We start from the raw sequence: 15,149 nt of genomic DNA on the forward strand, positions 1-15,149 counted from the left end.
GACAAGGACGCCCTCACCGGCAAACCCGTACTCCTGGGCGCCACCGGCGGCACCGCCCGGCACTCCCTGGTCACCGAACACGCCCTGCGCCCGCTGTTCACGTACCTGCGCGCGCTCGTCCTGCCGACCGCTGTCTACGCGGCCTCCGAGGACTGGGGTGAGGACGGCCTCGCCGGACGGATCACCCGCGCGGGCGCGGAGCTGGCCCGCTTCACGGCACCCGCCGGTGCCGCCCCGGCGGCCGGGGCGCCGGCCGTACCGGACGTGGACACCGCCGCCGCGATCGCCCCCCGCTCCCTGACCGGGGCGATCACCTCCGTGGACCCGGCCGACGGCTTCCAGGTCATCCCCTTCGAACACCGCCTGGCCGCACTGCGCGTCGACTGACGCAAACGAGTGGCAAAAGCCTTGCCTCCGCTTAGAGGTGAAAATCCCTCGATATGCATGGAGGGCTTGCGGTCCTCGCAGGGTCCCCGTGCCAGGAGGTTCAGATGCGAAACGGTCATCGCGCAGGAGTTCGCCGGCTCGGAGCGTGCCTCCTGACGGGTTTCCTCGCCTCCGGGACGCTCATGGCCGGGGCAGCCTCGCAGGCGCAGGCTCGAGAAGCGGCGGCAACGGCAGCACGACATCCCGCGCAGGCGGAACCGTGCCACGACGGTCCGCGCCGGGCCACGAGCGACTGTGGCGGTGGGAAACCCGGTCCGCCCGGCCCGCCCGGCCCGGCGGGACCTGCCGGCCCGGCGGGACCCGCCGGACCCGCCGGTGCCCCGGGCGCCGCCGGTGCGGCCGGAGCCGCCGGAGCGGCGGGGGCCGCAGGTGCCCAGGGCCCTGCCGGCCCTGCCGGCCCGACCGGCCCCGCCGGACCCGCCGGACCCGCCGGCCCGACCCTCAGCGTCCAGCAGGTGACCGGCCAGGAGATGACGATCGCTCCCGGGACCGCGGTCGGCAGCACGGCCAAGTGCCCCGCGGGCCAGAAGGCGGTCTCCGGGGGATTCCGCTCGTCCTTCGGGGTCACCGTCAACGTGTCCCAGCGGGCTGACGGCAGCGGCCCTGGGTCGCAGGACGCGTGGATGGTCCAGGCGTACAACCCCACGCAGGACACCAATGCCGTGGTCCAGGCGTACGCCTACTGCGCCCCGGTGACCGTCTCCTGACGGAGCGCCGGCTTCGCGTTCCACGGCCGGCTCCCGGCCGGACGTGGGCGACCTGACCGGACCGAGGAGAGACCTCCACGCCACCGGCGTGGTGGACACCGCTGCCCGGACGCTCCCGCCTCAGCCGATGGTGACCCCGTGCTGCGGGACCGGCGGCATGATCCGTCCGTTCGGCGCCGGTGCGGGGAAGCTGCAGGTCTGCACGGTGTCGCCGGTGCGCGCCGCGGGCTTGCCGCCGATCCGCACGGTCGCGCTGCCCTTGACCACGGTTCCGGTGTTCGTGGGGGGCGGGACCGTGGGCGCGAACGCCATCGGGCCCGGCGGGATGTGCGGGGGGTTGATCGTCGCCGTCGTGGCGAGCGTCGCCGCCGGCTTGCCGCCGATCCGCACGGTGGGGCAGCAGCCCCCGGTGAGGGTGGCCTGGTACGGGAACGGCATCGGCTGGGGCGTGGGCGGGCTGGGCGGCGGCGGGACCACCAGGTGGACGTCGGTACCGGTGACCTTGTCACCGAGCCGGGCCGCGGGGAGTCCGGGCATCTGGGACCTGCCTTTCAATACGGGGCGGGTGGTCGGGCCGCCGTGGCGGGACCGGGTGGTGCCTCAGCCCTTGGTGACCTTGGCGGGGAACAGGGCGCTGGGCGTGCAGGTGCCGCTCTCGGCCTTGCACTGGACGGCCACCACGATCGAGTCCCCGGCCTTGAAGGTGACGGGGGCGGGGAACTGCTTGCGGTACGACGTCGGCGTGGTGGCCAGGTCGAGTGAGAGCAGGACGGTGCCGTTCTTCCGGATCTGCAGGGTGCCCGCGGAACCGGGCTGGTTGCTCACCACGACTTCGGGGACCGTGATGCTCTCCCCCGCCCCCACCTTGCGGCTGCTCGTCAGGAAGCCGGAACTGTCCGTGGTGCCCCGGCCCGGGATGCGGATGTTCTCCGAGGTCGTCCGCGCTCCACCGCCCGCCGGCGGCTTGGCGGCGGAGCCACCCGAACCGCCCGTGCCGCCCGAGCTGTTGGCACCGCCGCTGTTCGACGCACCACCGGAACCGTTCGCGCCGCCGTTGGCGGCTCCGCCACCGCTGCCGCCGGCGCCTGCGGCGGGCGCCTGTCCGGCTCCTTGGTTCTGGTTCTGGCCCTGGCCCGTGTCCCCGCCGGCCGGCTGCTGCCCGGGGGGTGGGGCACTGGGCGACTGCTGCGTTCCGGGGGAGGGCGGCGTCTGGTTGCCGGCGCCGCCGGCCGCCCCCTTGCCATCGGCACCGGAGTCCGTCTTGGCCATGGCGACGGCCTTCGACTTCGGCCGGTCGTCGAAGAACGTGGGTCCCAGGACGGCCACCAGGATCACTCCGGCCACCAGGAACGTCAGGGCCTTGGGGAACCAGCGGGGCAACAGGGCCGGCTGGACGACGACGCCGGCGGTGTCCAGCTTGGTGCCGTCCGAGGCGGTCAGCCCGATCTCGACGGGCACGGTCTTGGGCTGGCCGGTCAGGAAGCGCTGCTTCATCTTCATCCGGACCGGGATCAGCTGGGTGGTCCCGCCCTCGACGACGGTCTGGACGGGCTTGAAGGAGAAGGCGACCGCCCCGCTCTCGTCCTTGCCCGTGAACTGGACCGTCACCGGCCCGTTGCCGAAGTTGTCGACGGCCAGCTTGGTACGCGCCGTCCGGGCGCCCCGCGCGGTGCGCGGCACCAGCTCGGCCGCCACCTCCGAGAAGCCGAGCACCTCGACGGTGCCCTCCTCGATCACCGATCCGTCGGTGTCCTCCTGCGCCATGATGCGCAGGGCGAAGTCCTTCGTCCCGCACGGCACGTCGGCCGAGCGCGGCGGGGCGAACGTGATCACGGCCACCGCGTCGTCACCGGGGAAGACGTTGACGCTCTCCGGCTCCACGGACGCCCATTCGACGACGTCCTCCCCCAACACGTCCAGCGTGAACGTGTCGACGGTGCGGCCGTCGTTGTGCAGGCGGACCGTGCACGTGGCACGCTCACCGGCCTCGACGGCGACGTCCCGATCGTCCAGCGACGCGATGACTCCCATGCGGCCACTCTTGCGGGGCGCGTCCCGGCCGGACACCGGCCCCCGGTCAGGACGACGGGCAGACCTGCTTCGCGTTCGTGCACGGCTGCGCCCGGAACCCCTCGGAGCGCCCCGATCGGCAGGAGCATGGGCCCATGGATGTGAAAACGACGACCGAGCCCTTTTCCGTGCCGGACCTGTGGGGCGACTCCGAACTCCTCGAGTTCGACATCGGGTGCAACGAGATCCGCGACGGGATGGTCTTCGTCCGGGCGGACACGGTGTCGTTCCGCTTCATGCCCCGCCCGGGCACCGGCCCCCTGGAGTGCACGGTGGAGCTGCGCGACTACCTGGGGGTCAAGGGGGCCGCGTTCATCGAGGCGGACCAGTCCTCCCCGGTCTGGGTCTGCTTCAGCGGCTTCGGATGGCACGACGCGGCGATGCGCAGGCCGATCTCCCTGTGCCGCTACCGGGTCTCTCTCGAGGGCACCTCGACCGTCCGGGTCGGGATCAGCGGCACCGAGGTCGTCTGAAGCGTGCCCGCGGTGGCGCACGGCCTGCCCCTCCGCCTCGGAGAAGGGGCATCGAAGACGTCCTCAAGGGACAGTCCTTCGCACCGGTTCCGTTAGCTCCCCTCTAACCCGCGCGGACACACACTGGACACACGAACCGCGGCCGGGCCGCCCCCAGGGAAGTCCCCCCGGTGGTTCTCCTCAGGTCTCCGCATCGAAGAGGGAATTCATGTCGAAGAGGATCACTGTTTTCGTCCAGGCCCTGGACTCCATCTCCGAGCTGGGCGTCATCGCCGCCCTGCGCAACCGGCCCGAGGTCCACCTCGTGGACCACAAGGACGCCGATGCCGACGCCATGGCCGTCCTCGTGGTCGACGAGATCGACGACGGCGCCATCGGCCTCATCAAGTCCACGCGGGGCCGCGGCATCCACCGCATCGTGCTCGTCGCCTCCTCGCTGGAGGACAACGGCGTCTTCGCCGCCGCCGAGGCCGGCATCAGCGGTCTGGCCCGTCGCAAGGACGTCACCGCCGACGGCCTCGTCCAGGTGATCGGCTCCGTCGACCGCGGCGCCGGCGTCCTCCCGCCCGACCTGGTCGGAAGCCTCCTGAAGCAGGTCTCCAAGCTCCAGCACCAGGTGGCCGCCCCCCGCGGCCAGCGCTACTCCGGGATCACCGACCGCGAGGCGGACGTGCTGCGCCTGGTCTCGCAGGGGCTGGACACCAACGAGATCGCACAGGAGCTGTGCTACTCGGAACGGACCGTCAAGAACACGCTGCACGCCATCAACAACCGCTTCAACCTGCGCAACCGCCCCCACGCCGTGGCGTACGCCATCCGCGAGGGCCTCATCTGAGGCGGCGCCACCACGGTGGACGGACACCGGAGCGGGTGGGGTGGCAGAACGGAAGTCCTGCCACCCCACCCGCTCCGGTGTGTCCGGCCGTGCCGGAAGGTGCCGGCCGGTCCCGCGGAGGGGACCCGTCAGGTCCGTCCGGACGCCCGCTGCCGTGCCTTGTGGAAGCGGCGCAGCTCGCGCCTGGACAGTCGGCAGGTACGCCAGTGCCGGTAGATCAGGGACATCATGGCTCCCATGACCGTGCTCCTTCGGGGAAACGGGAACGACCGCGGCCGGTCGGCGCGCGGTGTCGGGGACGGGGTGGGCGCGCCCGGTGGGCTCACCGGGGGGCCTGGGCCCCGGGGGCTTCATCGGGGTCCGGCGCGGCCGCGGCCGCTGCACGGGACTCGGGCGGGGGTGGGGCGGAGGTCCGGCACGTCGCCCGGCGGGAGCCGGCGGGCCCTCCGAAGACCATCGTGACGCGGGCGCCCCCGGAAGGGGCCGCGCTCAGCACGAGCCGGCCCCCGGAGATGGTCGCGGTGCGGCGCGCGATGTCCAGGCCGAGTCCGCTGGAACCCTCGGTGCTGCGGCCCCGCTCCACGACACGGTGGTCGGCGAAACCCGGTCCGTCGTCGTCCAGGGTCAGTTCGGCACCGCCGCCGGCCAGCGCGCGCACGGCGATCCGCATGCCCGCCGTCTCCGGCGTGTGGGTGAAGACGTTCTCCAGCAGCACGTCGACCGCGGCTTCGAGCTCCGCCTGGGGCACGTACACCTGGCAGTCGGGGTCACGGATCGTCAGTTCGCACGCGCGGCCCTGCTCTTCGGCCAGGACCGCCCAGAAGGCCACCCGCTCCGAGACGACCGCGTCCAGACGCGCCGTCAGGCCCCCTTCGGAGACGATCGGTTTGCGGGCGTGCCGGATGACCCGGGTGACCTCGCCGTTCAGTTCGGTGAGGCTGCTGAGCAGCCGCTCCGCCCCGGGCTGCTCCTTGAGCGCCTCGGCCTGGAGCATCAGTGAGGTGATGGGGGTCCGCAGCCGGTGGGAGAGGTCCGCCAGCGACTCGCGTTCGTTGGTGACCAGGGCCCCGATGCGGGCGGCCAGGGCGTTGAGCGTGACGCCGAGCTGCTGGAGTTCGCGGGGGCCGTTGCCGCCGTAGCGGGCTTCCAGCCGCCCCTGGCGCAGGCTGGCCGCCACCTCGGTGAGCTCCCCGGCGGTACGGACCACGGACCGGGCCAGCCGGTCGGCGAAGACCACGGCGACGGCGGGCAGGACGACCGCGGAGCCGGCCAGGGCCGCCACGACGCGCAGGGTCGCGTCGTTCGCGCCGGCGGAGTCGACCGCGACGTCGATCTGTGCGTTGCCGCCGGGCACCGCCACGGCCAGGCTCGCGACGCGCGCCCCGTTGCAGGTCCACTGTTCCAGGTCGCCGGGACGGTCGGGGTCCGGCTGCGGCAGGCACGGTACCGCGGCGCCGTAGCGCGCTCCCGAGGGCATCACGACGGTGGCGCGGACGTTGGACTGCTGCTCGGCGATCCAGGTCCGCAGCTGCCCGGTGCCCGACTCCGCGGACTCGCGGGTGAGGGTGGCCAGGGTCTGGGCCTGCATCACCGCGTCGTGGTCGGCCTGGGCGAGGTGGGCGTAGCGCGCGTAGACGATCAGGGGTATACCGAGCAGGAAGACGGTGAGCAGCGTGCTGAGCGCGCTGACCAGGGCGAATTTCCTGCGCATGTCAGGCGGCAGGCTCGATGATCTTCACTCCGACACCGCGCACGCTGTGCAGGTAGCGCGGCTCGGCCGCGGTCTCGCCCAGGCGGCGGCGCAGCCAGGACAGATGGACGTCGATGGTCTTCTCGCTGGCACCGAAGGCGTCGCACCAGATCTCGTTGAGGAGTTCGTCCTTGCTGACCACGCGGCCGGCGTTGCGGGCGAGGTAGGCCAGCAGCTTGAACTCCTTGGGCCGCATCTCCAGCTCCCGGCCGTCCAGGGTGGCGGTGTGCGCTTCCATGTCGACGGTCAGGCCGCCCACGTGGTACGCGCTCTCCTGGCGCCGCTCGCCCGTGCGCCGCAGGACGGCGCGGATCCGGGCGTCCAGGTGCTCCGCGGAGAACGGCTTGATGACGTAGTCGTCGGCGCCCAGGTCCAGCGCGCGGACGATGTGGCTCTCGTCGTCCCGGGCGCTGGCCACCAGCACGGGGGTGTTCACCGTGGCGCGGAGCATCTTGAGGACGTCCATGCCGTCGATGTCCGGCAGGCCCAGGTCGAGGACGATCACCCCGCCGGGGGCGGCCGTGGTCGCGTGGCTGAGGCCGTCGGTGCCGCGGGCCACGGCGTGGACGTCGTACTTCAGCTTCCGCAGTGAGGCCGACAGGAACTCGCGGATCTCCGCGTCGTCCTCGATCACTGTCACGCGCGTCCAGGCCATGTGTCGGTCTCCGTGCCTCGGTGGCGCCGCTCCAGCACCCTCGGACATCAGATTGCGTCCGAAGGGGTGGTGGCCGGATCCCGTGATCGTCGGAACCGGCCGGAGCACGGCCGCCCCCCGATCGGAGGACGAGGAGTGGTACGGACGGGTGGTGTCAGTCCAGCAGGCCCCGGCGCATGCCTTCCGCCACCGCCGCGGCCCGGTCGTTGACGCCGAGCTTCTCGTAGAGGTGCTGCGCGTGCGTCTTGACGGTGCTCGGTGCGAGGAAGAGCTTCTGCGCGATCTGCGGGATGCTCATCCCCTCGGCGAAGTCGCGCAGCACCTCCAGTTCCCGGGTCGTGAAGACGGGGCCGCCGGACTGGGCCCGCATCCGGATCTCCTCGGCGACGCCGCCCGCGAGCTCCGGGGGGATCACGGTCTTGCCGGCGGCCGCCTGCCGCACCGCTTCGACCAGCTCGGTCCGCTTGGCGTCCTTGAGCAGGTAGCCGGCGGCGCCCTCCTCCAGCGCCCGGAAGACGAGCTCGCTGTTCTGGAACGCGCTGACGATGACGACCTTGGTCTCCAGCTTCCACTGGGCGACGGAGCGGGTCACGGCGATGCCGTCCATGTCCGGCATCCGGAAGTCCACCAGGGCGACGTCGGGGGTGAGCTCCTTGATCATCTTGAGGGCTTCCCGGCCGCTCGACGCCTCGCCCACCACTTCGATGGTCCCGCTCCAGGCCAGTGCCCTGCGCACCCCCTCACGGTAGAGGGGATGGTCGTCCGCGATGACGACCCGGGTGCGTTCCGTCATGGGGGGATCACCTCGGCCTCTGGCGGTTCCCGACTACGTACCGTCGTCCTTCGAGGATAGTCTCGACATCCCCCGAAGGCCCGGCGACCGGCCCGCAGGCCGGGGCGGCCGCGTCCCTGCGTCAGGGCGGGCCCGGCCGCTCAGCGCCCGGCGAAGGCGTCCGTTCCGGTGAGGTCCGCGGAGAGCTCCCACAGGCGGGCGGCCTCCCCGGGGTCGACCGCGTGGGGGCGCACGCCGGGTGAGTCGTCCGTGGAGAGGGCGGCGACATCGCAGTCCTGCAGGTACAGGCCGCCCGTACCGTCCAGCTGCCGCGTCGTCGCCGCCCAGACCTGGGTGGCGGCCCCCTGCGCGGGGGTCTTGAAACCGGGGTGCACCTGGCCCGCCCCGTCGATCCATCCGAGGGCGGCCATCTCCGCACGCGTCATGTGGCGCTGCAGGGGCGTCATGATCGCGCCGGGGTCCACGGCGAACGCCCGCACCCCGTGTGCGCGGCCGAGCAGGTCGAGGTGGACCGCGAACAACGCGTCCGCGGTCTTGGACTGGGCGTACGCCGCCGTCCTGTCGTACCCGGTCCGGAACATGACGTCGTCCCACCGCATCGCCGACATGCGGTGCGCCGACGAGGACAGCGCGACCACGCGCGCACCCGTGCCGGCCACCAGCGCCGGCCACAGCCGGTTGACCAGGGCGTGGTGGCCCAGGTGGTTCGTGGCGAAGTGCGCTTCCCAGCCCGGGCCCACCCTGGTCTCGGGCAGCGCCATCACGCCGGCGTTGCCGATGAGGAAGTCGATGCTCCGTCCGCCGGCCAGGAAGCCGTCCGCGAACTCCCGGACGCTCTCCTGGTCCGCCAGGTCGAGCGCGCGCACCTCCACCGGGCCGACCGGCCCGAGCGCCGCCTCGGCCGCCTCCGGTCGCCGCACCGCGGCGACGACCGTCGCACCGGCGTCCACGAAGGCCCGGACCGTCTCCAGGCCCAGGCCGCTGCCACCGCCGGTCACCAGGGCGAGACGGCCCGTGAGGTCACTGCCTCCCAGGACGTCCGCGGTCGTGCTCCGTGCACCGAAGCCGGTTCCGATCGGTTCCTGCGCGGTCATGGGCACTCCTTCGGTCATGCCCACGACGCTATGCGCATCGGGCCCGACCCGCGTCGTCCGGGCGCCGCGCCGCCCGGACGACGCGGGTCGGGACGGGTGGCGTAGTCACAGCCACCGGGAGGGACGGCGGGTGCCGTCCAGCAGCGGGGGCAGGAGATGGATGCCGCCGCCGTCCGGTTCCGGGGCGGGCGGCTCCCGGGTCAGACCCAGCATCTCGAGCAGGACCGCGCAGTCGGAGGCGTCCCGGGACCGGGAGGCCACGGTCACCCGCGCGGCCTGGTTCTCGCCCTCGTCCGACGGGGCCGTCCTCAGGATGTCCTGCTGGAATATGTCGTGCTTGATCATCGCGTGCCTCCTCGGTCAGGCCCGGGCGAAATCGCCGCGCAGCAGCGGGAACGGGTTGGTGTTGCTGGAGTACGTGTCGGGTGTGGTGCCCACCTCGAAGTGCAGGTGGGGGCCGTTGGCCCGGCCCGTGCTGCCCACGGTGCCGAGCTGCGTGCCGGCGTCCACCGTGGCGCCGGGCGAGACCGTGATCTTGCTGAGGTGGGAGTACGAGGAGTACCGGATCTGCTGCTTGCCGTCGATGACGAGCCGGTGCTTGACGACCACCTGGTTCCCGAAGGCACCGTTCCAGCCCGCGCTCTGCACGACACCGGCCGCCGCGGCGTCCACCCGGGCGCCGTGCTGCGCCGCGAAGTCCACCCCGGAGTGGTAGCCCAGGGCCCAGGCGCCGGGCGTCCGGTAGCCGGCCGACACGTTGCCGCTGACCGGGTGCACGGCCTTCGGCGCCTTGGCCCGGCTCGCGGCCGCCTTCGCGGCGGGGGCCTTGGCGGGGGTCGCGGCGGGGGCCTTGGCAGCGGCCGCACCGCCGGGTATCACGAGCTTCTGGCCGGGCAGGATCAGGCGCGGGTCCTGGACCCGGTCCTGGTTCGCGGCGTGCAGCTCCTGCCAGGTGAGACCGTGGTCCTCGGCGATGTGCGACAGCGTGTCGCCGGCCTTGACCGTGTACGTACCGGCCCCGCTGCCCGTGGTCTTGGCCGGGGCGGACTTGGCCGGGGCCGACTTGGCCGGGGCGGACTTCGGCGGGGCGGTCCGGGCCGGGGCGGACCCGGCCGTGGCATTGGGGTTGGCGGGCTGGCCACTGATCTTGCCGGCACAGCCACCCCAGGCGCCGGCCCCCTGCGAGGCCAGGACCTTCTCCGCGACGGCTATCTGCTGCGCCTTCGTGGCCAGGTGCGCCTGGGGCGCGTACTGTCCGCCCCCGTAGGCCAGCCACGTGCTCGGCGAGAACTGCAGACCGCCGTGGTAGCCGTTGCCGGTGTTGATCTGCCAGTTGCCGCTGCTCTCGCACTGGGCGAGTGCCTCCCAGGCGGCCGGGCTCGCCGCCTCGGCCGTGCCGCTGAGCAGCAGGGGGAGGGCGATCCCGACACCCGTCACGCCCGCCCCGGCCGCCACGCGCTGCGTGCACGTGGGCTTCGGCCGACGCCGTCGGCCGGTCCCTTTTCCAAGCATGGTGAGTCCTCATTCTGCGCAGCGCGCCAGCGGTGTGATGGGGTGTCACTTCCGCGTTCCCGCAGCTGCGGACGGCGGAGAGCGACCTGATGCAAACGTAGGCGGCGGTTCCCTAACCGCCGCCTAGCTGCATGCCGTCCCCTCCTCAACGGTGGGCGCCGGACGGCCCTGCCCCGGCCGCTCAGAACAGATAGCCGCGGAGCGTGCTGAAGAACTCGAGTTCGGAGATGGCGACCATGTTGCCCGGCCGGTCGCCGAAGGCGCTCACGACCCGTACCTTCACCCATTTCGTCTTGCCGTGCGGGGCGAGCTTCAACGCCTGCTCCTCGGCCGTGTCGTTCAACGCGACCTTCTGCTTCTCCCCGTTGGAGTACTCGATCTCCAGCTCTCGTGCCCGGTCGTAGGACTTGAAGTCGTCCCGCGTCCCGTTCAGGACCACCAGGTGCGTCAGGTCCACGGGCTCGTCGAACGTGAGCTTGACGCCTTGGCTGTTCTTCGCCGACGTCAGCCAGAAGGAGTTCGAGTGGTTGTCGAAGGCGAGGGAGCCCGGATGCTCGGGCGCGCTCGACCCCGGAAGGTCCTCCACCCCCAACGGGTTGCGCGGCTGGAACTCCGGTTTGACCGTCGCCTTGAGCCTGGCCTGCGCCTGCGTCGCCTCGGAGGCGACCCCGTCGCGGAAGGGCTGGTGGACCATGTAGAGCGTGGTCAGGGTGAGCAGCGCGACGCTGCCCACGAGCCGGACCGGCCCCATGAGCGAGGTCGGGCTGAAGCGCCGCTTGTCCCGCACGCCCGCCTGTCCCGGCCGCTGACCGGCCTCCAGGACGGCCGGACCGGGGCGCAGCCTGGCCAGCAGCCGCGGCCACCATGCCAGCGTCGCCGGCTCGGCCTCCTCCAAGGACGCACCGCACCTGCTGCAGAACTTCCGCTCGTCGTGGTTGTTCTCACCGCATTCGGTGCAGACGAGGTCGCCGGGCAGGGCGGACCGGCTGGCACGGCGCCGTTCGGGTACGGGCCGGCGGGCCTCGGGCTCGGCAGGGGCGACGAGGCCGGGTTCCTCCTCGACCGCTTCGTCGTCCTCTTCGTCCTCGTCGCCGTCTTCGTCCTCGTCGTCGTCCTCGTCCTCGTCGTCCTCTTCGTCCTTGTCTTCCTTCAGCAGGTCGGCGAGCCAGTCGTCTTCGTCGTCGTCCTCGTCCTCGTCCTCGTCCTCGCCGTCTACGTCATCGTCCTCGTCGTCGGCTTCGTCTTCGTCTTCGTCGTCCTCTTCGTCCTCGTCTTCGTCCTTGTCTTCCTTCAGCAGGTCGGCGAGCCAGTCGTCCTCGTCGTCCTCGTCGTCGTCTTCGTCTTCGTCGTCCGCTTCGCCGTCCTCCTCCTCCTCCTTGTCCTCCTCGTCGTCGTCGTTGAGCAGGGCGGCGAGCCAGTCGTCCTCGTCGTCATCGTCGTCACCCCGAGCAGACGCACTCCCGGGGCCGTCGTCCTTCTTGAGCAGGGACGCGAAGAACTTGTCGTCCTCGTCCTCGTCATCGTCCGCGGGCCGCCCCATGCCGGGAGGACCCCCGAAGCCGGCCGGACCGCCCATGCCGGGCGGACCACCCAGACCGGGAGGCCGGGCCATACCGGGGGGGCCGCCCATACCGGGGGGACCGCCCATGCCAGGAGGGCCGCCCATGCCCGGCATGCCCATCCCGGGCATCCCCATGCCCGGCACGCCCGCCGGACCGGTCCGGCCCGGGAGGGCCTCGCGGGCCCCGACGTCGACGTACAGGCCGCGCTGCAGCCGCTCCAGCGCCGACGGTGGCGGGCCCTGGGCCTGCTGCTTGGCCTCCTCCCGCAGGTCGTCGGGCAGATCGATCTTCTGCTTCTTGCCGGTCCACTCCAGGAAGGAGCCGCACGAGCCGCAGAACGCATCGGTCGCGCCGTTGTTGAACCCGCACTTACGACAGGTGGTCATGGTCCATGAGCTCCACGGCGCTGTGGACGTGTGCCGGGACGGCACCGGCGACCAGCGTCTCCACCGCTTCCCGGTGCGCGACGAGGGCCCGCGGCAGCCGGACGACGACCGCCGGTTCCGCCCCCGCCGGATCGCAGCCCCCGGCCCGGTCGGAGGTGCGCACTCCACCGCTGTCGTGCACCTCCAGCACGGCACCCGTCAGGGTGTGCAGGGATCTGCGCAGGCCGCCCAACGTCCCGCGGCTCACGAACGACTCCGCCGCGTGCTTGACGCGGGCCCGCCGGGCGGTTTCCGGAAGCGTTTCCTCCACCGTGACGCCCAGCCAGCCGGCCAGCCAGGGGAGGAAGTCCACCGGCGCGGTGTCCGGGTCCGCGTACGCCTCCAGGGAGTCGAGGACGGCGACCGCCGGTGCGAGCACGTCGTCGAGGCCCGCGGTGAACCGCTGGGCGAAGGGGTCCTCCTGGTAGACCGCAGGCAGGTAGCTGCCGATCGGGTACGGAGTGATCAGACCGGTGACCGTCCCCCTCATGTCCCGCTCCCTTCCACCAGGACCTGGTGCTCGAAGGAGAAGATCAGGCTGTCGCGGTCGAGGGTGACCCGGTCGGTCTCCTCCCCGCGGGCCCCGGTGACGGGGTTGGCGTTGAACAGCCGTACCTCCTCGACGATGGCCACCCCGTCGACCTGCTGGAGGACGGCGTAGAGGTCACCCGACTGCACGGGGCGGCCGAACGGCCAGCCGGTGCCGTCCGGACCGCCGGTGACCGGGTTGAGGTAGCGGTAGAGGGCGGCCGACGCGTCGTCGGTGACCCGGTCGGCCTTGGCACCCGGTACGGCGCGCAGCCGGGCCACGGCCGTCACGCCCCGGTACAGGGGCGGCTCCACCAGGACGGTGGTGCCGACCAGCCGCCGCTCCTCCAGCCGCCGGGCCACGGTGTCCAGCGTGGTCTGCCGGGGCTTGAGGGCGGCGAAGCGCGCCTGGCCCGGCGCGTCGGGCAGGTCGGGCACGATCAGGACCTTCACGGTGCCGGCCGGCAGGCCCGCCTCCTGCGCGGTCAGGCAGCGCACCCGCGCCAGCTCCGGGGCCACCTCCCTGGTGATGACCTCGAAGTCCTCGGCGGTCACGGCCCGCCCCCGGGTGTGCATCAGCATCGGGGCGCGGGACTTGACCTCCTCGACGGTCTCGCCGTCGACGCCTCCCGTGGCGGGCTCGAGGTTCTCCACGCGGGCGATGAAGGGGATGGAGGACTTCAGGGTCTGGATGGCGCCCTGGCCGACGTTGCCCACCGCGCCGCCACCGGTCGCGTACCGGCTCAGCCGGACCATGGAGTCCTTCGGCGGGGCGGCCCCGTAACGACGCATCGTCCCGTCGGGCTGACGGACCATCGGGCCGAAGGACACCGTCCCGTGCGTGCTGTCGATGACGTAGTGCAGGTCGTCGGGGCCGCTGTCGGCGAAGTGGTCCACCTCCGTCCACCGGGTCCATCCCTCGTCGCCGCTGACCTGGACGACGGCCGGCACGGCCGTCGCCAGGACGGGCGTGTGCGAGGCCTGGAACCGCTGGTTGCCGGTGCCGTCGGAGAGGCCCAGGTCGTCGTCGGTGATGATCTCGGCGTGCACCGCGTCCACCGTCCCCCCGACCACCGACACGTCCATCGCGTCGATGACGGGAGAGGCGGTGTACCCGGGACAGTCCTTGCGGGGCGCGGTGACCCGGGCGCGGAGCCAGCCCGCGCGCCGGCCGTCGAGGATGCTGGTGTGGTGCCCGGCCGGTATCCGGAGCACGATCGCGCCCGGGCGGTTGAGGCCGCCGGTGCCGTCGGAGTGCACCCGGCACTCCTGCCAGTCGTCCCCGTCCCACGCCTCCCACACCAGCGGCGGGTGGTTCGGGTCGACGCCCACGCCCTGGATGCTGCAGGTGAAGTCCAGGCTGACCAGGGCCCGCGGCACCGCGTCGGTCAGGCCGACCAGGAGGCAGTCGTCCACGGCCGGGCTCTGTGCCCCGAAGGCGGGGAAGCCCAGCCCCAGCCGGTGCTGCTCGTCGCGGGCGAGCAGGGTGCCCGCCTCCGACTCCAGGGTCATCAGGTGCAGCAGGGCCGCCGGCGGCAGGCGCAGCTCGCTGCGGGTGGCGAAGACCACGGACTGCTCGGTCTCGGTGCGCAGGGTCGAGACGTTCGTGCCCGCCGGTACGGACACGGCCGTGGTGGGCGGTGCCGACAGCCAGAAGGTGACCGGGGCCTGCGCCGGGACCGGCGGCAGCAGCCTGGCGCCGAGGAGTTCGAGGAACTTCACGTACATCCGGTCGGGGACGCGGTTCAGCCGGAACAGCAGCTGGTCGGTCATGAAGGCGAAGGTCTCGATGAGCGTGACGCCGGGGTCCGAGACGTTGTGGTCGGTCCATTCGGGACAGCGGCGCATCACCATGCGCTTGGCGTCGTCCACCAGGTCCTGGAACCGGCGGTCGTCGAGATCGGGCGACGGGAGCGCCATCAGTAGTCCTCTTCCTCATCCGGGATCGTGTAGAACGGGAACACCAGGTTCCGGCGGTCGTTGGTCGCTTTGACGCGGTACATCACGTCGATGTAGACCAGGCTCGGGTCGTCCCGGTCGCTGGCGGCCCGCACCCCCTCGATGTCGACCCGCGGCTCCCAGCTGATCAGCGAGGTGCGGACCTCCTCGGCGAGCATGGCCATGGTCTGGTAACCGGTGTCCCGGAAGACGTAGTCACGCAGCCGGCAGCCGAAACCGGGGCGCATGGGGCGCTCCCCGGGGTAGGTCGACAGGATCATCTTCATCGCCTGTTCGAGCTCCGTGTCGCCCCGTACCAGGGCGATGCCGCCGGTGGGGCCGACCCCCATCGGGAAGCCC

The 15,149-nt window shown here is 72.4% G+C and carries 16 protein-coding genes; 4 read left to right on the top strand and 12 right to left on the bottom strand.

Annotated elements, in window-relative coordinates; translation table 11 throughout:
* Together AB0O40_RS26600 and AB0O40_RS26605 are read left to right on the top strand one after the other, a co-directional pair.
* The coding region (locus tag AB0O40_RS26600; RefSeq protein ID WP_365046680.1) for an NAD(P)H-dependent oxidoreductase at positions 1-387 on the top strand (387 nt) is incomplete at its 5' end.
* Between the two features lie 530 nt (positions 388-917).
* Positions 918-1,154: a hypothetical protein gene (locus AB0O40_RS26605; protein ID WP_365046683.1), complete on the top strand. Its 237-nt coding sequence runs from the start codon at positions 918-920 to the stop codon at positions 1,152-1,154.
* A gap of 120 nt (positions 1,155-1,274) precedes the next feature.
* On the opposite strand, the gene AB0O40_RS26610 is transcribed toward AB0O40_RS26605, so the two are convergent.
* Together AB0O40_RS26610 and AB0O40_RS26615 are read right to left on the bottom strand one after the other, a co-directional pair.
* The gene (locus AB0O40_RS26610; RefSeq protein WP_365046686.1) at positions 1,275-1,691 is read right to left on the bottom strand and encodes a PAAR domain-containing protein; all 417 of its coding nucleotides are present in this window, start codon (positions 1,689-1,691) and stop codon (positions 1,275-1,277) included.
* Between the two features lie 63 nt (positions 1,692-1,754).
* Positions 1,755-3,185 carry a hypothetical protein gene (locus AB0O40_RS26615; protein ID WP_365046688.1) on the bottom strand — a complete coding sequence of 477 codons (1,431 nt, stop codon included), beginning with the start codon at positions 3,183-3,185 and terminating at the stop codon, positions 1,755-1,757.
* A gap of 134 nt (positions 3,186-3,319) precedes the next feature.
* Here AB0O40_RS26615 and AB0O40_RS26620 point away from each other — a divergent pair, with 134 nt between their 5' ends.
* Positions 3,320-3,697 (top strand): hypothetical protein, encoded by a 378-nt coding sequence (locus AB0O40_RS26620; protein WP_365046691.1) that lies wholly within the window; start codon positions 3,320-3,322, stop codon positions 3,695-3,697.
* A 208-nt stretch (positions 3,698-3,905) separates the two neighbouring features.
* Positions 3,906-4,532, top strand: a complete 627-nt coding sequence (locus AB0O40_RS26625; RefSeq protein ID WP_365046693.1) for a response regulator transcription factor — start codon at positions 3,906-3,908, stop codon at positions 4,530-4,532.
* Positions 4,533-4,854: 322 nt separating this feature from the next.
* Here AB0O40_RS26625 and AB0O40_RS26630 read toward each other — a convergent pair whose 3' ends face one another.
* The 10 genes from AB0O40_RS26630 to AB0O40_RS26675 all read right to left on the bottom strand — a co-directional run bounded on the left by AB0O40_RS26630 (position 4,855) and on the right by AB0O40_RS26675 (position 15,139).
* Positions 4,855-6,243 (bottom strand): HAMP domain-containing sensor histidine kinase, encoded by a 1,389-nt coding sequence (locus AB0O40_RS26630; protein ID WP_365046696.1) that lies wholly within the window; start codon positions 6,241-6,243, stop codon positions 4,855-4,857.
* A gap of 1 nt (position 6,244) precedes the next feature.
* On the bottom strand, positions 6,245-6,937 hold the full coding sequence (locus AB0O40_RS26635) for a response regulator transcription factor (protein WP_365046699.1): 693 nt from the start codon (positions 6,935-6,937) through the stop codon (positions 6,245-6,247).
* Positions 6,938-7,091: 154 nt separating this feature from the next.
* Positions 7,092-7,730 carry a response regulator transcription factor gene (locus AB0O40_RS26640; protein WP_365046702.1) on the bottom strand — a complete coding sequence of 213 codons (639 nt, stop codon included), beginning with the start codon at positions 7,728-7,730 and terminating at the stop codon, positions 7,092-7,094.
* 140 nt (positions 7,731-7,870) lie between these two features.
* Positions 7,871-8,824, bottom strand: coding sequence for an oxidoreductase (locus AB0O40_RS26645; protein ID WP_365046705.1), 954 nt, complete (start codon positions 8,822-8,824; stop codon positions 7,871-7,873).
* A gap of 105 nt (positions 8,825-8,929) precedes the next feature.
* A complete protein-coding gene (locus tag AB0O40_RS26650; protein ID WP_365046708.1) occupies positions 8,930-9,169 on the bottom strand; it encodes a hypothetical protein in 240 nt (79 codons plus the stop codon).
* A 15-nt stretch (positions 9,170-9,184) separates the two neighbouring features.
* The gene (locus tag AB0O40_RS26655) at positions 9,185-10,261 is read right to left on the bottom strand and encodes a transglycosylase family protein (RefSeq protein ID WP_365046710.1); all 1,077 of its coding nucleotides are present in this window, start codon (positions 10,259-10,261) and stop codon (positions 9,185-9,187) included.
* 256 nt (positions 10,262-10,517) lie between these two features.
* Complete coding sequence (locus tag AB0O40_RS26660) at positions 10,518-12,284, bottom strand: hypothetical protein (protein ID WP_365046713.1); 1,767 nt, start codon at positions 12,282-12,284, stop codon at positions 10,518-10,520.
* Positions 12,268-12,813, bottom strand: coding sequence for a phage tail protein I (locus AB0O40_RS26665; protein ID WP_365046716.1), 546 nt, complete (start codon positions 12,811-12,813; stop codon positions 12,268-12,270). Before AB0O40_RS26665 ends, AB0O40_RS26660 begins: the two co-directional genes overlap by 17 nt.
* The gene (locus AB0O40_RS26670; protein ID WP_365046719.1) at positions 12,810-14,771 is read right to left on the bottom strand and encodes a putative baseplate assembly protein; all 1,962 of its coding nucleotides are present in this window, start codon (positions 14,769-14,771) and stop codon (positions 12,810-12,812) included. Before AB0O40_RS26670 ends, AB0O40_RS26665 begins: the two co-directional genes overlap by 4 nt.
* A complete protein-coding gene (locus AB0O40_RS26675; RefSeq protein WP_365046785.1) occupies positions 14,771-15,139 on the bottom strand; it encodes a GPW/gp25 family protein in 369 nt (122 codons plus the stop codon). The genes AB0O40_RS26670 and AB0O40_RS26675 overlap by 1 nt, the downstream gene beginning before the upstream one ends.
* Positions 15,140-15,149: the final 10 nt, after the last annotated feature.

It is taken from the genome of Streptomyces sp. NPDC089919 (genome assembly GCF_040684615.1).
Classification (GTDB): Bacteria; Actinomycetota; Actinomycetes; order Streptomycetales; family Streptomycetaceae; genus Streptomyces.